The sequence below is a fragment of the Nitrosomonas sp. Is79A3 genome (genome assembly GCF_000219585.1).
Classification (GTDB): domain Bacteria; phylum Pseudomonadota; class Gammaproteobacteria; order Burkholderiales; family Nitrosomonadaceae; genus Nitrosomonas.
In genome coordinates this window covers 720658-739517 of the sequence record NC_015731.1, presented here as the reverse complement: position 1 = coordinate 739517, position 18860 = coordinate 720658, and the positions used below count along the sequence as shown (strand labels likewise).

The following is an 18860-nucleotide window of genomic DNA, read 5'->3' as shown; positions in this document are numbered from 1 at the left end:
ATCAAAATTCACGTTTTAGTACTTGCAGCAAATACTGCCCATAGCCATTTTTGGCCAACGGGATCGCCAGTTTCTCCAGTTGCGCTGCATCAATCCATCCTTGCCTGAAGGCTATCTCTTCCGGGCAGGCAATTTTCAATCCTTGCCGATGTTCAATGGTGGCGACAAATTGACTCGCATCCAGCAATGATTCGTGTGTACCGGTATCCAACCACGCATAGCCACGCCCCATGATTTCAACTCGCAATGCAGATCGCTCCAGATAAATACGATTCAAGTCGGTAATTTCCAGTTCATTGCGTGCCGATGGTTTCAAGCTTTTGGCGTAATCCACTACCTGCTGATCATAAAAATACAAACCGGTGACGGCATAATGGGATTTCGGATGTTCGGGCTTTTCTTCCAGATTAATCACACTCCCCTTCGCATCAAATTCAACCACGCCATACCGCTCCGGATCATGTACATGATAGGCAAAAACACTCGCTCCTTGCGTACGTTCCATCGCACTTGTGAGTAAATGATGAAAATCGTGTCCATGAAAAATGTTATCGCCCAATACAAGTGCTGAACAATCGTTACCAATAAACGATTCGCCAATGATAAATGCTTGCGCAAGGCCGTCTGGCGAGGGTTGTTCGGCATACGATATATTCAATCCCCACTGATGACCATCCCGCAAAAGCTCTGCGTAATTTCCAACATCACGCGGTGTCGAAATGACCAGAATATCCCGGATTCCCGCCAGCATTAAGGTACTGAGCGGGTAATAAATCATCGGCTTATCAAACACCGGCAACAACTGTTTGGAAACCGTCTGAGTAACCGGATAAAGCCGCGTACCGGAACCGCCCGCAAGTACAATACCTTTTCGCCGCGGGAGTGTGGCTTTTAATAAATCTCTTGTCGTATATGAAGTATTTGCTGTTGGCATAAATAAAATCCCGATGTTCACACGCTTATGAACGAATCGCTTTCACCCGGATTAATTCACTAGAAATAATGAGGCTTGTATTATATCTGTTTCACGTTCCGGATAATTGCACGATGTAATAGCAACTGAATGTTCAGGTAGAATTACGCATTATGATCCGCGCACACCTTTTCCTCCGCTTACTCAGAAGACTTGTTCCCCATTGGAAATTACTCTTGCTGGCATTATTTGCCATGTTGGTCATGGCAGCCGCTTTAGCTTCCCTGCCCATACTGATTAAACAAATACTTGAAAGTACCTTTATCCATAAAGATCAATCGCTGATGCAAACAGCAGTGCTGGCGATGATTGCATTATTTATAATCCGTGGAATCGCAGGCTATCTCGGTATCTATACTGTCAACAAAGCCACCGGCAAATTAGGTATTGATTTACGCCTGGATTTTTTTTACAAGCTGCTGACACTACCGGTCAGTCACTATAGCCACCTCAATAAAAATAATGAAATCAACACGCTGATTTCCGATATCAACCAGATAACTCAGACCATACCCAGATATATCACCATCATTACGCAAGATAGCCTAACTATCATTGGATTGGCTATTTGCACGCTTTATCTCAATCAAGAATTCTCTTTGCTATTACTTATGGTAGCTGCGTTCGTCATATTAATAACTCAGATGATGCACAGTCATTTAAACAGGCCTGACCCAAAAAGCTTGTTGGCCTCTAAAAATCTGTTTGAACACTTATCGCAATCCATCGCACATCACAGAAAAATCAGATTAGACGGCGGACAGATGTATGAAAGTCAACGTCTTGGAAAAATTTCCGAAACCATTTATCAGGCAGAAATGCAACAAGCAATAGTTAGTGCACTGATTATCCCTGCAAGCCAGATAATTACTGCATTGATTTTGACAGCCGTCACTTACATGATTGCGCTACAAGCTATTGATGACACACTGAATCTCCACGAAATCGGCGCACTCATTTCCGTTGTATTACTCCTCATCATGCCGATAAATCGCATCGCCGGCATACCCAAACAACTTGCGCATGACCAGAAGATCATAGAAACCATCTTTTCATTCCTAGATCAAGCATCCGAACAAGATGTCGGGATCATTAGCATTCCACATGTCAGCGGGAAATTAGTTTTTGAGCAAGTGCGCTTCTGTAGTGATGCACAAGCAACGCCCATTCTGAATCATATTAACTTCACCATAAAACTAGGCGAAGTAACTGTTTTTACCGGGTATACCACAAGGGAGAAAGATACGCTCATTAACCTGATACTTCACTTACAACAACCAACCAGTGGAAAAATATTGCTGGATGATCATCCGCTCGCCGATATCCAGCTGAATAACTTACATGCCAATATCGCCATGGTCGCGGAAGATGATTATTTGCTGGATGAGAAAATCGCCGGCAACATAGCGTATGGTGCGATGCGCTGTGCCAACGAAGCGAAAATTACCACTGCAGCACACGCTTCTCACGCGATAGAATTTATCCGGCACATGCCGGAAGGTTTACAAACGCTGATTGGCAAAGAAAGTACAACAATCAACAAACAACAATTACATCTGCTTGCCATTGCACGTGCGTTAGTTAAAAACGCCCCCATCCTGATTTTAGATGAAATACCCACGGCACAGGAAGAATCTAATTCTGAAAACCTCTTGCCAGCCTTGGAAAAACTAATACAAAATCGCACGACTCTGATTTTCAATCAACATATTCCTCAATTGAAAAAGATTGATCGAATCGTTGTTCTGGAAAACGGGTGTATCACAGAAAGCCTGAAAGAACCGAACAATTTCCAGGCAAAGAAAGAAAAACAAGCAGTGAACAATTAGCGTTAGTTTTTTGGAGCCATGTTGCAGCTGAAAACCAATCAGTTAATGCTCCGTTTCCTTAGTGATATATTCCGGCACCCACTTGACCAGTTGATCCCGGACTTCCTGATCGCTTAAAACAGTTATTTTATTCAACCAGACAGTCAGCTCGGATAGCCACTGTTCATCAACCTGGCGTGCCTGCGCAATACGTAATTTTTGATGCGGTGTCGGAAAAGTATTCTCACTGGCTGCCAGCAGCTCCTCATGCAACTTCTCACCAGGCCGCAGTCCACTGAAAACAATACGAATATCATCCTCTCCCAATCCCGACAAATGGATTAGATCATTAGCCAGATCAACAATCTTGACCGGGTCACCCATATCCAACACAAATATTTCCCCGCCGCCTTTTGTCCCTCCCATCAGCCCGGCTTGTAAAACCAGTTGTGCCGCCTCCGGGATAGACATGAAATAACGTGTCATTTCCGGATGAGTGATCGTGATGGGACCCCCTCTGGCAATCTGTTCGCGAAATTTTGGGATAACACTGCCGGTACTACCCAATACATTGCCAAAACGCACCATTACAAAGCAGGTTTGATTCGATTGATTATTCTGGTCAGGTTTCGCATTCTTTGTAATAGACTGCTGCAAAGCTTGACACACCATCTCAGCCAGTCGCTTACTGGCTCCCATAACACTCACAGGATTGACCGCTTTATCTGTCGAAATAAGTACAAATTTTTTCACGCCAAAACTTATCGCCACCTGAGCCAGCACATACGTACCCAGGACATTATTCAGCAAAGCTTGGCACGCATTTTCTTGTTCCATGAGCGGAACATGCTTGTAAGCAGCGGCATGAAAGACTACGGAAGGCCGGAATTGCGTGAATAATTGTGTCATGCGCGCATGGTCTTTGATATCACCGATGACAAACGACATAGCCATGCCAGGAAAACGCGACAAGAATTCCTCTTGTATGCTGTAGAGTGCAAATTCGTTCAGTTCAAGGAAAACAATGCGATTGGGTTTAAATGCAGCGAGCTGGCGGCATAATTCTGACCCAATCGAACCGCCCGCTCCTGTAACCAGGATTACTTTTCCTGTCAGCAAACCATGTAATCCGTCATTATCCAAAACTACAGGCGCTCTACCCAGCAAATCATCGAGCTCTATCTCACGAATCTGTGACACGGTGGTTTTACCACTGATCAGATCTGCGTAAGACGGCACCGTCATCGCTTTCACGCCGATTTCCGAGCACATCTCCAAAGCTTGGCGGTGTATTCGACGAGAAACGGATGGTATGGCAATAATCACATGACCGACATTCAGTTTCTGCACCCACTGCGGCAATTCATTGATCGTGCCGAGCACACGAATGCCTTGCAATCGCGTACCCAATTTTCTTGGATCATCATCCAGCATTCCAACAACGTGCCAGTCACGGCTTCTCGTCAAATCTTTAACCAGACTCACTGCAGTACTGCCGGCGCCGAGTATCAATACCAGCTTCGCTTCATTACTCTCCAGACCATAGAGACGGCGCTCTTTCCATGCGCGATAGGTTAAACGGCTGCCACCCATGATCAGCAGCAATAATAATGGCGCCAACAGAATGACCGCTATTGGAATATTGACCAGCAAACCCAATGGCCACAAGATCAGCAATACAGTCACAGTACCGCTTATCACCGTGACAAAAATTCTTTTTAGATCAGGTAGGCTGGCATAGCGCCATAATCCGCGGTAAAGTCCGAGCCACAAAAAGAAACTGCCCTGAACAAGCACTGTCCACGGCAGAATTTCCAGCAAGAGCTGTAATGAAGGCGCAGGAATCTCAAAATTAAAACGAAATAGATAAGCAAGCCACCATGCTACGGCAATTGCAATAAAATCATGCGTGAAAGCAATGAAGGTGCGTATTCCGTATTTTCTGCGAAACATACTATCCCCGATTGGAATAATATTTCTGATTCCAATCAGAAATAAACATTAATAGCAAATAAAAACCTCCCCATAACATTGCAACCCAACTTTGCACCGCCGGGTCTTGCCTATCCGCCCACACAGCACTTGCGCCTGCGGTGAGCATCAAAGCATAAGCCGATAAAGCCGTATTACGATGGCCAAAACCGCTTTGCACCAAGCGCTGATAATAATGCTCACGATGCGCTTGCCAGATTTTTCTCCCGCGCAACAGACGCTTTATCAGTGTGACTGTCGAATCTGCGATAAAAGGTAAGAATACCAGCAACGGCACCCACAATGACCACAAACTATCCATCCATCCGAGTATTCCCAATACAGCGGCCAGGAATCCAAGTGGAATAGCCCCCACATCGCCCAGGAAAATGCGCGCCGGATAAAAATTATGGCGCAAAAATGCGGCAGCGGCGGCGGCTATTGAAAAATTAATGACAGCAAAATCGTAATTCCCTGCCAAATATGCAATTAAGCCATAATAGCCAAACCCAATCACGGTCATTCCGCCCGCCAGGCCATCCGAGCCATCCATAAAGTTATAAAGATTAGCCATCCAGACCACTGCAACTGCGGCACACAATGCCATCATCCAGCCATAGGGCTCCAACAATAGCGTCACAGCAAATCCAGCGGCAACGATACTCTGAATCAGCAACCGGCACCACACCGGCGCGTGCCAAACATCGTCAATCAATGATATACCCGCCAGCAGGCCTATACCTACCCAAACCGTAATGGGCATTACAACCGAAAAACATAACCAGGCAGTGATTACCCCGAATAACAAGCCTAAGCCACCAATACGGGACACCGGCACAGAATGTAGCGAACGTGAATTCGGATGATCCAACACCCAATCAGCCTTTCTCTTGATCAACCATAAAATTGAGAAAAAAGAGATAAAAAAAGACACCAGCGGCGCTGCTACAACTGATAGGGGAGAATCCAAAACCATAGTGACCGGATTATCCGTTATAAGTGTCAATAAAAGACATATGCCACTTTCTCATCGTACACAACGAGAAAGTGGCATGGAGCGGCTAAAATGCCAGCAATTCCGAGAAAACCTTAAGACATAGGTTTTTCTGCATACTTCTGATGCGCCGCTGTTGCCGCAGCACCGCGTTCTACTTTCATGCCCATGTCGGATAGAATACTTTCCAGTGCATTTAAGCAGAAAATCACGTTCTCTACGCGACAGGATGTGCCCATCAGGCCGAAGCGCCATACTTTTCCTGCAAAATCACCCAAACCGGCGCCAATCTCAAGACTATAGTCATCCAACAAGCGGCGGCGGACTTCTTTTTCATCCACACCAGCCGGTACAAAAACGGAATTCAATTGCGGCAAGCGATGTTGCTCCGCAACCACATAATTCATGCCCAATGTCGCGAACCCGGCTTTTAAGGCTTCATAATTATACCGATGCCGTGCCCAGGAATGTTCCAATCCTTCTTCAGCCAGCATCAACAATGATTCATGTAGTGCATACAACGCATTGGTCGGTGCCGTATGGTGATACGTACGGGCTGATGATCCCCAGTAATTTAACAACAAGCCGATATCCATAAACCAGCTATGTACTTTCGTCTTACGATTCTTAACCAGTTCGGTTACACGCTCGGAGAAACTCACTGGAGACAGACCGGGCGGGCAAGATAAGCATTTTTGACTGCCGGAATAAATCGCATCAATTCCCCACTCATCGACTTTAATCGGCGTGCCGCCCAGCGAAGTGACGGTATCCACAATCGTCAGGCAATTATATTTGCGCGCGATTTCGCACAGTGTCTTGGCATCGGACTGCGCGCCGGTAGAAGTTTCTGCGTGAACAAACGCAACAATCTTGGCATCGGGGTTCTTTTTCAGCGCATCTTCCACTTTCTGCGGATCAACCGGTTCACCCCATTTATCCTCCACAACGACCGCAACACCGCCATGACGCTCAACGTTCTCAATCATACGGCCGCCGAAAACCCCATTGCGACACACGATCACTTTATCACCGGGTTCGATCATGTTAACAAAGCACATTTCCATACCGACAGATCCCGGTCCGGAAACCGGAAAAGTCATCCGGTTTTTGGTTTGGAATGCATAGCGCATCAACCCCTTAATCTCTTCCATCATTTCGGTAAAAACAGGGTCAAGGTGACCTAAGGTCGGACGTGCCATGGCATTCAGCACGCGCGGATGGGTATCCGATGGCCCCGGTCCCATCAGAACGCGCTGGGGTGGATAAAATATTTTGATTTCTTTTTCTGGGCGAAAATCTTCGGTATTCATGAACAATCCTAAGTTAATAATGTAATCTGATCTATTTTTGAAAAATGTTGATTCTAACAAGTGAAACGAGAGTTTACTATAAACAAAGGTGTGCTCAATAAATTATCCTTATAGAAAAGCAAAGAAAATCTCATAACAATCTGAAGTTTTGAGCTATTAGTGTTAGCCGGCAGTTTTTACGTTACACATTGAGATTATCTGGTCCCGCAAGACGCTAGTAAAACATGGAGAGCGCTGAGACAACAACGATTTCTTTACTTAAATAAAACAGAAAATTTGCAGATACTGGTTCATTCAGAGGATACGGCCTGCACTATCTAATCCTCCTTCGCTCATGGGCAATACAAAATGATTCTGATACCATTCGATTTACCCTAAATATTAAAATTCTAAGCTTTCCATCTTATGCGCCATTCTCTAAAAAAATCGATCCCGCTTCTGCTCTGTACATTCATGTTATCCGCTTGCATGACAACACCCACACGAGAAGAATTACTCAGTCAGAAAATTATTTATAGCCGCAGCAGTGACAAAAATTATCTGGAAATTGCGGAATGTCTAAAAAGCGAGGAAGGATTTCCTTTACCGAAATGGCATCGTCATACCTGGCGTGATATCAATACCTATTTTATCTACCACGAATCTTTCCAAGTAGATGGATACCCGCAAATGCACGACGAAGCTGCCAAGACTTACTACATCACTGAGATTCATAATCCTAAGTCTTCAGGGAACATCAACAAACCCATTACCCACGGCAATGGGAACTGGATCATGACGATCAAAGATACCGGTAATGCGCAGAACACCCAATCCGAAATCGAAATTCGTAGCAGCAAAGATCTGCTAAGCAATTATCCACCGGCCTCTTATACACCGGATCCTAACGCTTCACTCTCCCAGCGCTTATACAAGGTGGAAACAATTGATCATTGTTTTTGATTAATATGCGATCTATGAAAAGTGGAAAGATATTGTAATAATTTCCTGCCAATAAGGGTTATCGCTGATTGAGGGTTCTTCTGATGAAGCATTAAAAGGCGAATGGGATGGCTACCGATCTTCACAGTTAAATCAGCAATATCGAGTCATTTATAAAATCATCGCCAATGAAGTTTATGTGCAAGTTGAGCAAGTATCGCCCCACGATTACCGGAGAAAAAAATGAATGAATATCAACTGGCAAAAAAAACGTGTGGTGTCACCGTAGGTGAATCCGTAAAAATTATTCGCGAGCTTCAGGGATTCAGTCAGAACGAATTAGCAGAACTGACCGGTATTCCGCAATCGACAATCTCTGCCATCGAGCATGACAAAATCAATTTAGGGATAGAACGTGCAAAAATAATAGCAAAAGCACTGAAATGTCACCCTGCGGTATTGGTTTTTCCCGGGTGGAATATTGAGGTTGCTGCATAGAGAAGTGTGATGTTGGGGTTCCTATCGTCACCCCAACCTACCGCGCTCGGAACTGGCTGCCAGTTCGTGTCGTTCATTTAAATCCAGATCAACGCGTTCCCGAAAAAACCAATCAAAAGGAGGTTAATTTAGAACTCAAAAAGACAGCATAAATTCATACGCTCAGGCGACAACTAGCTTGACAACGACCGTTAGACCTCGGTTGGAGTTGCCTCATTCGAGATGCCCCTGCTTCTCTAACTCGGTGGCCGCTCCTTGAAAGGCTCCGAAGAATTCCGTGACCACCTCAATGATCCGCTGGAGCGACTGGTCCGTGATATCAAGGTAGTACAGCTGCCCCTCGTATGGCGCGCTAAATCGGTCAGGCTCCCGGAAGCCGGTGAGAGCGTACTTGCCATCGGGGGCATGGACCTCCGGATGCGCCTCGTTTTCGCCCTTGTGTGCGGTTGCATGGCGGAGAGCCTCGATATCAGGGAAGTAGTCATCCAACATCTTGCGCGCGCCTCGCATCTTGGACATATTGAGGAGGCTGCGCAGCGACGGGCAAGTGCGTAACAGAACTGATTGAATTTTCTCGAGGCGAGCCCGAAGATGATAGAGCTCCAGCACGCATTCGTTGCAGGCTATGAAGCGCCACCTGCTTGCTACTGAAAGGGACACTGAGGGTGGAGGATGCTTGGCAGTCTTGTAAAGCATCAGCGCCGCTTCCCACGCTAGGACACTGTATTCAAGCCCGGTCAAGTGCGCGCTGACGGTCTTGATTGCATCCACCTCTTCACCAGGGGTTGCAGCAGATGGCCAGAGCAGCGGAGAACGGGGCATTCCGAGGTCTAACTAGGATTAGACTTCCGAAATAACGTAATATAATGCGTCACAAATGAGATCCGATACTGTATTGTTCATATCATCCCCTTATGTTTTAAGCTAAAAGATCGATTTAGCTATCATCATACCAGACTTGTCAGACCCGCAAATACAGAATGAAAACAACGAGACGCTGGAATCCAGTTCTGCAATTTACCTATCAATACAAGCAATAGCGCAATCTGCAAAACCATTGCTTTTTACAAACCACACATTTAAAATGCCACCCGTTACTCGCTTTCTAAAATGCCAATTGAACGATTGGCAGCATAGCAACTCAAAAAGCAGTAATTCAATGGGAAACTAGGGTTCCGGTCGATACAATAAACGGCGTCAGGTCCAAGAGTTTCCGGTCTCGTGATAGCGAGGCTCCACGGAGGGATAAAAGCCCGGGAGGTTAAACGTAATGTACTCGAAGTACATTACAATCTCGGTAAACCCTTTTGTATGGAGACTGGTTATGTCAGGTTCAACAAAACAAATCGCTGCTTCGCAAGATACCCATGTAACAGGTGACACCCTCAATCGCAGCATGAGTGTATGGCACAGTTTCACGCTCGGTTTTGCGGTTGTCTCGCCGGTCGCCGGACTGTATGCCATCATCGGTGTGCAAACTGTAGTCGCCGGTGGCGGCTGGTTTGCTGCATTGGCAGTTTGCTTGCTCATGCAGTTATTGGTGGCGACTGTTTACGCCGAATTGTCTTCACAGTTTCCGATTGCTGGCGGGGCCTATAAATGGGCGCGGCAACTCGGCGGCGCGATCGCCGGGCAATATGCCGGCGTGATTTATATTTGCTCCACCATCGCCATGGTCACCACGACCGCTTATACCGGCGGCTTCTGGCTCGCCACCTTTTGCGGATCGCCGGGTGACGGCGGCGGCATGATGGTGCTCTGGGGTGCGATATTTCTGCTTATCTGCACATTACTCAATCTGGCCCCTGTCAGTATTTTCAATCTGGTGATCAAACTGGGTGTTTACGCGGAAGTCGTCGGGTCATTCGGCGTGGCGTTGTTATTATTTTTTTTCTTCCGTCAGCATCCTGTCATGGAATTGTTCCAGCACATGGGTACCGGAACAGCGCCCAGTGAAATGGCTGCTTTCCTGGCGGCACTGGCCATTGCCGGCTGGGCATTTATCGGTTTTGATGCGTGCTCGACCACCGCGGAAGAAACCCATCAACCGAAACGCATGGTACCCCGTGCAATTTTCATGTCGCTGCTCGTTGTCGGCACAGTCGTTTTATTTAACTCAGCCGCGCTGATTTTGGCCTTTGAGCATGATACATTGAGAAATTCCAGCCATACGGCCGATCCCGTTACCCCCTTGATCGCCAGCAGCATTGGCGATTGGTTTGAGAAACCCTTTTTGGCCATTGTGATGACTGCTTTCCTGGCCTGCGGCGCATCCATGGTCAAATACTCTTCACGCATTGTTTTTTCCATGGCGCGCGAAGGCAATATGCCAGCACTGTTGAGTCAGGTGACGGCGAGCAAAACACCGCGCAATGCGGTTCTCTTCACCGTTCTGCTGGCAGGTTGCGGATTGGTATTTGGGCTCAATGACGACGCTGTGGCGACCATCATCGCTTTCGGTACTGGCGGTTTATATGCCATGTTCGCGTTCACCACGGGCTTTGCTTTGTTTGCCCGGCTCACAGGCCGGTGGAATCCCGCGCTGGGCGAATTAAAACTGGGCGCATGGGGATTGGTCATCAACAGCCTGGCATTTATCTGGTCATTATTTGAACTCATCAATATCGCCTGGCCGCGTCCCTACGCGATTTCAGCGGATGCGCCCTGGTGGCAATTGTGGGCCACTCCGCTGGTATTAGGAAGCATTTTAACGATCACTACGCTGTATATCCTTTGCAAAAAATGGATAACTATTAAGTGAAATCATTTTCAACAAGGAGTTCATCATGAGTCAACCCAACACATTGATCTGGGAACAATCCATCCCAGGCGGATGCCACTGGTCAGGCATTCTGCGTCGTGGCACAACGTTACGTCTGACCGATGTACAGGGCGGTGCGAATGCGGCTGTTTTGTTCTTTAATCAGGAAGAAAAACTCGAACGCTACAATATGGCCGATACCTTGAAATCGCAGCACACCTTCCGCCTGACTAAAGGGCATGCTTGCCATTCCGATATGGGGCGGATTTTTTGTTGCATCACAGCCGACACCGCCGGTTGGAACGACACGGTATGCGGCTTGAGTGATAGCAATTTAATTCAGCACAAATACGGGGTTGCGCGCTATCAGGAGCATCGCAATGAAATGGCTCGCAGTGGTCTGGATGGCATGCTGATCGAATTGGGTAAGTGGGGACTAGGGATGCGTGACATTGTTTCCAATATCAATTTTTTCAGCAAAGTCACCCCGGATGCCCTCGGTGAACTGGCATTTCAACCAGGGAACAGCAAGGCGGGTGATTATGTTGATTTGAGCTTCGTGATGAATACCTTGGTGGTGTTATCGGCCGCACCGCATCCTCTGGATCCCAAGGCATCTTATCAACCTGGCGCAGTCAATCTGGCGGTATTTAACACACCTGTGGAAGCAGTTACAGAATGCCTGTGTAGCGCAGAAAATACCCGCGCATTAAAGAATACACAACATTTTTATTGTGGAGACGAAAAATGAATACGTCTTATCCCATTACAAGTCAGTTTGATCCCAATCACGCCGTCATCGATGAAATCTGTGCGGCTGGGGAACCTTGGGTCAAACTCGTGAAGCAAGGGCAAATTTTCCGCATTGTCGATTTGGAAGGCAATCAAGCCGTTGATACGTTGTTTTTTAACGCAAATCATGCTGTGGAACGCTACAGCGCAACGGATACGATACGCGCCCAGAATAAACTGTATTTAACCACTGGCAGCAAGCTCTACTCCAACCTGGGCAATGTCATGCTCACAATCGTGGCCGATACCTGCGGGCGCCACGACACACTGGGCGGTGCCTGTGCGGCAGAAAGCAATACGGTGCGCTATGCGCTGGAGAAGTTTCCGATGCACAGCTGCCGTGATAGCTTTTTACATGCACTGGCGCATGATCCGCTTTGCCAGCAGCTTGGGATGAATAAGCGCGATTTGCCGAGCAACATCAATTTTTTCATGAACGTGCCTGTGACTGAAGCAGGCGGATTGGAATTTGTCGATGGCATTTCCGCCTCCGGCATGTACGTAGAAATGCAGGCTGAAATGGATGTCTTGGTATTGATTTCGAATTGCCCGCAACTGAACAATCCATGCAATGCTTATAACCCGACGCCGATTCGTTTACTGGTCTGGGATTCTCAATAAGGGATCAATCGGATTGGATTAACTGAGTTCAGCTGATGAATCATCAAGAAAAAGGATAACGCTATGTTCGAAAAAGTCTTGATTGCCAATCGTGGCGCCATTGCTTGCCGTATTATCCGCACGCTGCGCCGCATGAATGTAAAAAGTGTGGCGGTTTATACCGAAGCCGATGCCTTATCGCGCCATGTGACCGAAGCGGATGAAACTTACTGTATTGGCAGCGGTATTGCGGCTGAGAGTTATCTGCGCGCCGATAAAATATTGGAAATCGCACAGCAAGCGGGCGCGCAAGCCATTCACCCTGGCTACGGCTTCCTCAGTGAGAAAGCCGACTTTGCTGAACAATGTATTGCGCATGGCATTTGTTTTATCGGCCCTACTCCGCAACAAATGCGCGCCTTTGGTTTAAAACATACCGCACGCGCGTTGGCATTGGAAAATCAGGTGCCACTCCTGCCAGGAACCGATCTGCTGGAAAACCTTGAAGCGGCTTGTCATCAGGCTAAGCATATCAGTTATCCGGTCATGCTGAAAAGCACTGCTGGCGGTGGCGGCATCGGCATGCGCCTGTGCTGGAATCAGGATGAGCTGATCGGTGCTTACGAATCGGTCAAGAATCTGGCACAAAACAATTTCAAGGATGCCGGTCTTTTCCTGGAAAAATTTGTCGACCGGGCACGCCATATTGAAGTACAGATTTTTGGTGACGGCAAAGGCCAAGTCGTTGCACTGGGCGAACGAGATTGTTCCATGCAACGGCGCAACCAGAAAGTGATTGAGGAAACACCCGCCCCCAACCTCCCGCCGCATCTGCGCCAGGCATTGCTGGACACTGCGGTACGCCTTGGCAAAGCCATTCATTATCAATCCGCTGGCACCGTTGAATACATTTTCGATGCCGCCAGCGGTCAATTTTATTTTCTCGAAGTCAACACGCGCCTGCAGGTTGAACATGGCGTGACTGAGGAAGTCACCGGTATCGATCTGGTGGAATGGATGGTACGGCAAGCTGCGGGCGAACTTCCTTCGCTCGATTCTTTCACCATCAAACCCAATGGCGCGTCCATTCAGGTACGGGTTTATGCTGAAAATCCTGCCAAAGATTTCCAGCCTTCCAGCGGCATACTGACTGCAGCGGAATTTTCTACTGCAGCACGTGTGGAAACCTGGGTCGAGCGCGGCATTGAGGTATCCGCATTTTATGATCCGATGCTGGCAAAAATTATTGTGCATGGATCTGATCGTGACACAGCGATCGCCAAGCTGCTGGGCGTACTGGATGACACATCGTTGCAGGGCATCGAAACCAATCTGGCGTATCTCAAACAAATTCTGTACAGCGCCGTGTTTCGCAGCGGACAACCGTATACGCAATTCCTCAATGGCTTCCATTATCAGCCGCATAGTATCGATGTGCTGAATGCGGGCGTACAAACCTCGATACAAGATTATCCGGGACGGATCGGTTACTGGAACGTCGGTGTTCCACCTTCCGGACCGATGGATAGCCTGGCTTTTCGTCTTGCCAACCGACTGGTCAATAATCCTGAAGATAGCGCCGGACTGGAAATTACCCTGGCAGGCCCAACACTGCGTTTTAATTGCGACAGCATCATCGCAATCTGCGGCGCGCCCATTGATGGGTTACTGGACAGTGAACCATTGGCCCAATGGCAATCTCACTTCGTCAAAGCCGGTGCGCTATTGCAATTTGGCAAAGTGAAACAATCAGGCAGCCGGGTTTACTTGGCCGTGCAAGGGGGGTTTCAGGTGCCTGATTATCTGGGCAGTAAATCCACTTTTACGCTCGGTCAATTCGGCGGGCATGGCGGGCGTGTGCTGCGCGTTGGCGATGTTTTGCATATTCAACCGGCACAACCTTCCGAGATTTTGCCTTCACAGCATTTGCCGCAGGAATTGATTCCTCATTATACGGATCATTGGGAAATCGCCGTGTTGGTTGGACCGCATGGTGCACCTGATTTCTTTACGGAAGCGGATATCGAGCATTTTTTTGCCGCTGAATGGAAGGTACATCATAATTCCAGCCGGACGGGTGTCCGTCTGATTGGTCCTAAACCGCAATGGGCGCGAACCGATGGCGGAGAGGCCGGACTGCATCCATCGAATATTCACGATAACGCGTATGCGATTGGCGCCGTCGATTTTACCGGCGATATGCCGATTATCCTGGGTCCTGATGGTCCTAGCCTGGGTGGTTTCGTCTGTCCGGTCACCATCGCCCATGCGGAATTATGGAAAACCGGACAACTCAAGCCGGGTGACAGTGTTCGTTTTCTGCCCATCGCGCTGGCGCATGCACTTGCACTGGAAAAACAGCAGAATCTGCTTATTCAGCAGCTTCATGTTGATCAAATTCCTATTACCAGCGCTCACTCCGGAAATCCAGGCTGCCCAGTTCTGCATCGCATTCCCGGGCACACAGGGCAAGTTCAAGTCACTTACCGGCAATCCGGCGATAAATATCTGTTGATTGAATATGGGCCGCCCGTGCTCGATCTGAATTTGCGCTTTCGCGCGCATGCTTTGATGACCTGGCTACAGCAGCGCATCGAAGCCGGGGAGCTGGCCGGGATTCTGGATCTGACGCCTGGTATTCGATCGCTACAGATTCATTTTGATTCCAACCGGCTGGCTCGCGATACTTTATTGGATCTTCTGATTGCAGGGGAAAGCAAGCTGCCCGCTATCGATGACATGGAAGTGCCGTCTCGCATCATCCACCTGCCTCTATCCTGGGATGACGCCGCCACACGATTGGCCATTGAAAAATACATGCAATCGGTACGCAGCGACGCCCCCTGGTGCCCCAGCAATATTGAATTTATCCGCCGCATTAATGGATTGGAGCAAATCGAGGATGTTCAACATATTGTATTTGCAGCCAGTTATTTGGTTATGGGGCTGGGTGATGTCTATCTGGGCGCGCCCGTAGCCACACCACTGGATCCGCGTCACCGTCTTGTCACCACCAAATACAATCCGGCACGTACTTGGACACCCGAGAATGCCGTCGGCATTGGTGGCGCCTATTTATGCGTGTACGGAATGGAAGGCCCGGGCGGCTATCAATTTGTCGGACGTACAATACCCATGTGGAACCGCTACCGTCAAACGGCTGACTTTAAGGAAGGCAAACCCTGGTTATTGCGCTTCTTTGATCAAATCCGCTTTTATCCGGTCAGTGAAAGCGAACTGCTCAAGCTGCGCAAGGATTTCATTAGCGGGCGCTTCAAACTGCGTACCGAAGAAACGGTTCTGAGCCTGAAACAATACAACGCTTTCTTGCAACAGCATGCTGCCAGCATTAGCGCATTCAAGGCCACGCAACAAACAGCGTTTGAAGCCGAACGGCAGCGCTGGGAAGCCAATGGTCAATCACAGTATGTCAGTGAAGATATGCTCGACGAAGCGGATACCCAAAGCGAACTGGATCTGCCACCGGGCGCACAAGCTGTCAGTTCGCAAGTAACGGGTACAGTTTGGAAGCTGCTGGTCAAAGAAGGTGACCATGTGGATGCAGGCAATCCGGTTATTATGATCGAATCGATGAAAATGGAATTCCCGGTAGACGCGCCGCTCACTGGCACCGTGCGGCAGATATTCTGCAAACAAGGCGGATATGTCTCTGCCGGACAGATATTGTTCGTCATTCAGGAAGAAAATTAATCATGGGAAAGCTTTTACCGCTTGGTGACATTGCAACTTTGCTGGAAAGCTATGCGCGCAATGAACACTCACCGACTCAGTTGGTTGAAACAATTCATGCCGAGATTCAGAATGATCCCGATCATGTCTGGATTTCTACGCTCCCGCTGGAATCATTGCGCGATTATGCCCGCAAAGTGGAAGCTGAAGGTATGACGTCTCTCCCGCTGTATGGCGTACCCTTCGCTATCAAAGATAATATTGATCTGGCAGAGTTACCCACAACGGCAGCTTGTCCAGCGTTTGCCTACACACCCTCTGGCAATGCAACTGTCGTGCAAAGATTGATCAATGCAGGTGCCATCCCGATTGGCAAAACCAACCTCGATCAATTCGCCACCGGATTAAATGGTACACGATCGCCGTATGGCGCTTGCCGGAACGCATTCAATCCCACTTATATTTCCGGCGGCTCCAGTTCAGGTTCGGCTGTCGCTGTAGCCAAGGGACAGGTATGTTTCAGCCTCGGCACCGATACCGCCGGTTCAGGCAGGGTTCCCGCTGCATTTAACAACCTGATCGGATATAAACCTACCATAGGCTGGCTCTCGGCGCATGGCATGGTCCCGGCCTGCCGTTCCCTGGATACGGTATCCCTCTTCACCTTGACTGCTGCAGATGCGGCTCGCATCCTGACAATCTCTGCCGGTTACGACGCAGCCGATATCTATTCCAGGAAAAGAGAAGGACACGGCTTCAACTTTGGCACGGCAGCCCATTTCCGCTTTGCTATTCCGAGCAAGCAGCAGCTACAGTTTTTCGGTAATCGCGACAGCGATCGATTGTTTAACGAAGCGGTAGTCCAGGTGCAAAAACTGGGTGGAGAGGCCATTGAAATAGATTTTGAGCCATTCCTCGAAGCCGCTCGCCTTCTTTACGAAGGCCCTTGGATAGCCGAACGTTATGCGGCAATTCAATCATTCTATGAGTTGCATGACGAGCAGATCATTGCGCCAGTCCGTGAAATCATCGCAACCGCGAAACAACGCTCGGCTGCAGATGCATTCAATGGATTCTATCAATTGCGCCGGATTAAACAGGAAGCAGATCAGATTTGGGCAAAGGTTGATTGTTTAATGACTCCAACGGCCGGTACGATCTATTCCATTCAAGCCATGCAGCAAGATCCTATTCGTTTGAATACTAATCTGAGCTACTACACGAACTTCATGAATTTGCTCGACTATGCTGCAGTTGCCGTCCCTGCTGGTTTTCAGAGAGACGGACTGCCTTTTGGCATAACGCTGGCAGCACCGCCCCATCAGGATGAACCCTTGCTACAACTTGCTCACCGTTTGCAGCAAGCTTATTCATTCCCGCTGGGTGCAACTGGCATTACGTTTCCCTCCAGTGTCCACTTTCCTGGTGTTTCTCTATCGAGTCAGGTTCGTATTGTTGTCTGTGGTGCGCATTTATCCGGTTTGCCATTAAATGAGCAGTTGACTAGCCACCGGGGTCGATTAATCGCAACGACCACCACTTCATCAGACTATAGACTCTACGCATTACCAGGCAACCCGCCACTACGCCCTGGGTTAATTCGCGTAAACAAAAATGCGCAGGGTGTCCCGATTGAAGTGGAGGTTTGGGAGCTACCAGCCCGCGAATTGGGGAGTTTTGTAGCCAATATTCCAGCGCCGCTGGGAATCGGCTCGATAACCTTGGCAAACGGTGACACCCTACCAGGTTTCCTCTGCGAACATTATGCCATCGAAAATGCTGCAGATATCAGTTACTCGGGTGGATGGCGCAACTACCTGCGACAATTGGCTGGCTCATAATGCAGAAAGAATACTGGCTGGATCGTTGGGAACGGAAAGATACCGGTTTTCATCAGAATGAAATCAATCCGTATTTGAGTCAATTTTGGCAGAGCTTACAGCTTGCTCCGGGTAGTGCGGTGCTTGTGCCGCTGTGCGGCAAAAGCCGCGATATGCTTTGGCTGCATCAACAGGGGCATACGGTTCTGGGTGTCGAATTAAGTATCGTTGCAGCACAGGCATTCTTTACAGAGAATGGCCTGACACCTCAGTGCAGCGTGCATGATCGATTCACCCATCTGGAAGCAAATGACATGCACATTTTGTGTGGTGATTTTTTTGATTTGCGTGAAAATGATATAGCAAAAGTTACTGCGGTCTACGATCGCGCGGCATTAATCGCATTACCGCCGGAAATGCATAAACGCTATACGCACCATCTGTTGTCTATTCTTCCACCCGCAACGCAAATCCTGCTCGTCACACTCGACTACCCTCAGTACGAAATGTCCGGCCCGCCGTTTGCAGTTTCCATGGATGAAGTTACTTTACTCTATCAGCCGCACGCCGGAATCACGTTGTTGTCACAACAAGATGTGCTCGAACAAAATCCGCGCTTTCAAGATCGCGGCTTGAGCCGGTTACAGGAAAATACAATTTTGCTGAAAACATTGAGAAAGCTCTGATTAAGTCCTTCGACAGGCTCAGGACGAACGGTA

General features: G+C 48.3%; 14 protein-coding genes and 1 riboswitch. Of the genes, 9 read left to right on the top strand and 5 right to left on the bottom strand.

What is annotated here, in order from left to right; genetic code table 11:
* Position 1: 1 nt before the first annotated feature.
* The gene (gene rfbA / locus NIT79A3_RS03350) at positions 2-934 is read right to left on the bottom strand and encodes a glucose-1-phosphate thymidylyltransferase RfbA (protein ID WP_013964854.1); all 933 of its coding nucleotides are present in this window, start codon (positions 932-934) and stop codon (positions 2-4) included.
* Between the two features lie 215 nt (positions 935-1149).
* On the opposite strand from rfbA, the gene NIT79A3_RS03345 reads away from it, so the two are divergent.
* The gene (locus NIT79A3_RS03345) at positions 1150-2802 is read left to right on the top strand and encodes an ABC transporter transmembrane domain-containing protein (RefSeq protein WP_348225705.1); all 1653 of its coding nucleotides are present in this window, start codon (positions 1150-1152) and stop codon (positions 2800-2802) included.
* 42 nt (positions 2803-2844) lie between these two features.
* Here the strand turns inward: NIT79A3_RS03345 and NIT79A3_RS03340 are convergent, their stop codons facing one another.
* The 3 genes from NIT79A3_RS03340 to NIT79A3_RS03330 form a co-directional block, all read right to left on the bottom strand.
* Positions 2845-4734, bottom strand: coding sequence for a nucleoside-diphosphate sugar epimerase/dehydratase (locus NIT79A3_RS03340; RefSeq protein WP_013964852.1), 1890 nt, complete (start codon positions 4732-4734; stop codon positions 2845-2847).
* Between the two features lies 1 nt (position 4735).
* Entirely contained in the window at positions 4736-5758 is a 1023-nt protein-coding gene (locus tag NIT79A3_RS03335; RefSeq protein WP_348225704.1) for a glycosyltransferase family 4 protein, read from the bottom strand.
* Between the two features lie 83 nt (positions 5759-5841).
* A complete protein-coding gene (locus tag NIT79A3_RS03330; RefSeq protein ID WP_013964850.1) occupies positions 5842-7059 on the bottom strand; it encodes an alanine--glyoxylate aminotransferase family protein in 1218 nt (405 codons plus the stop codon).
* Between the two features lie 468 nt (positions 7060-7527).
* On the opposite strand from NIT79A3_RS03330, the gene NIT79A3_RS03325 reads away from it, so the two are divergent.
* Both NIT79A3_RS03325 and NIT79A3_RS03320 read left to right on the top strand, forming a co-directional pair.
* Positions 7528-8001: a hypothetical protein gene (locus tag NIT79A3_RS03325; protein ID WP_348225703.1), complete on the top strand. Its 474-nt coding sequence runs from the start codon at positions 7528-7530 to the stop codon at positions 7999-8001.
* A 222-nt stretch (positions 8002-8223) separates the two neighbouring features.
* A complete protein-coding gene (locus tag NIT79A3_RS03320; RefSeq protein WP_013964848.1) occupies positions 8224-8478 on the top strand; it encodes a helix-turn-helix transcriptional regulator in 255 nt (84 codons plus the stop codon).
* A 213-nt stretch (positions 8479-8691) separates the two neighbouring features.
* Here the strand turns inward: NIT79A3_RS03320 and NIT79A3_RS03315 are convergent, their stop codons facing one another.
* Positions 8692-9300, bottom strand: a complete 609-nt coding sequence (locus NIT79A3_RS03315; RefSeq protein WP_013964847.1) for a hypothetical protein — start codon at positions 9298-9300, stop codon at positions 8692-8694.
* Between the two features lie 334 nt (positions 9301-9634).
* Positions 9635-9740: riboswitch (guanidine-I (ykkC/yxkD leader) on the top strand.
* 62 nt (positions 9741-9802) lie between these two features.
* Between NIT79A3_RS03315 and NIT79A3_RS03310 the strand changes: the two genes are divergently transcribed.
* The 6 genes from NIT79A3_RS03310 to NIT79A3_RS03285 all read left to right on the top strand — a co-directional run bounded on the left by NIT79A3_RS03310 (position 9803) and on the right by NIT79A3_RS03285 (position 18827).
* Positions 9803-11239, top strand: a complete 1437-nt coding sequence (locus NIT79A3_RS03310; protein WP_013964846.1) for an APC family permease — start codon at positions 9803-9805, stop codon at positions 11237-11239.
* A gap of 25 nt (positions 11240-11264) precedes the next feature.
* Positions 11265-11990, top strand: coding sequence for an urea amidolyase associated protein UAAP1 (locus tag NIT79A3_RS03305; protein ID WP_013964845.1), 726 nt, complete (start codon positions 11265-11267; stop codon positions 11988-11990).
* On the top strand, positions 11987-12652 hold the full coding sequence (locus tag NIT79A3_RS03300) for an urea amidolyase associated protein UAAP2 (RefSeq protein WP_013964844.1): 666 nt from the start codon (positions 11987-11989) through the stop codon (positions 12650-12652). The genes NIT79A3_RS03305 and NIT79A3_RS03300 overlap by 4 nt, the downstream gene beginning before the upstream one ends.
* Positions 12653-12715: 63 nt before the next feature.
* Positions 12716-16342 (top strand): urea carboxylase, encoded by a 3627-nt coding sequence (gene uca, locus NIT79A3_RS03295; protein WP_013964843.1) that lies wholly within the window; start codon positions 12716-12718, stop codon positions 16340-16342.
* Positions 16343-16344: 2 nt separating this feature from the next.
* Positions 16345-18162 carry an allophanate hydrolase gene (gene atzF / locus NIT79A3_RS03290; RefSeq protein WP_013964842.1) on the top strand — a complete coding sequence of 606 codons (1818 nt, stop codon included), beginning with the start codon at positions 16345-16347 and terminating at the stop codon, positions 18160-18162.
* Positions 18126-18827, top strand: coding sequence for a thiopurine S-methyltransferase (locus NIT79A3_RS03285; protein ID WP_348225702.1), 702 nt, complete (start codon positions 18126-18128; stop codon positions 18825-18827). Before atzF ends, NIT79A3_RS03285 begins: the two co-directional genes overlap by 37 nt.
* The last annotated feature ends 33 nt before the right edge of the window (positions 18828-18860 follow it).

Coding starts and splice junctions, on each gene's coding strand:
- rfbA (WP_013964854.1), bottom strand. CDS start 934: ATGCCAACAGCAAATACTTCATATACGACAAGAGATTTATTAAAAGCC.
- NIT79A3_RS03340 (WP_013964852.1), bottom strand. CDS start 4,734: ATGTTTCGCAGAAAATACGGAATACGCACCTTCATTGCTTTCACGCAT.
- NIT79A3_RS03330 (WP_013964850.1), bottom strand. CDS start 7,059: ATGAATACCGAAGATTTTCGCCCAGAAAAAGAAATCAAAATATTTTAT.
- NIT79A3_RS03325 (WP_348225703.1), top strand. CDS start 7,528: ATGACAACACCCACACGAGAAGAATTACTCAGTCAGAAAATTATTTAT.
- NIT79A3_RS03320 (WP_013964848.1), top strand. CDS start 8,224: ATGAATGAATATCAACTGGCAAAAAAAACGTGTGGTGTCACCGTAGGT.
- NIT79A3_RS03315 (WP_013964847.1), bottom strand. CDS start 9,300: ATGCCCCGTTCTCCGCTGCTCTGGCCATCTGCTGCAACCCCTGGTGAA.
- NIT79A3_RS03310 (WP_013964846.1), top strand. CDS start 9,803: ATGTCAGGTTCAACAAAACAAATCGCTGCTTCGCAAGATACCCATGTA.
- NIT79A3_RS03305 (WP_013964845.1), top strand. CDS start 11,265: ATGAGTCAACCCAACACATTGATCTGGGAACAATCCATCCCAGGCGGA.
- NIT79A3_RS03300 (WP_013964844.1), top strand. CDS start 11,987: ATGAATACGTCTTATCCCATTACAAGTCAGTTTGATCCCAATCACGCC.
- uca (WP_013964843.1), top strand. CDS start 12,716: ATGTTCGAAAAAGTCTTGATTGCCAATCGTGGCGCCATTGCTTGCCGT.
- atzF (WP_013964842.1), top strand. CDS start 16,345: ATGGGAAAGCTTTTACCGCTTGGTGACATTGCAACTTTGCTGGAAAGC.
- NIT79A3_RS03285 (WP_348225702.1), top strand. CDS start 18,126: ATGGCGCAACTACCTGCGACAATTGGCTGGCTCATAATGCAGAAAGAA.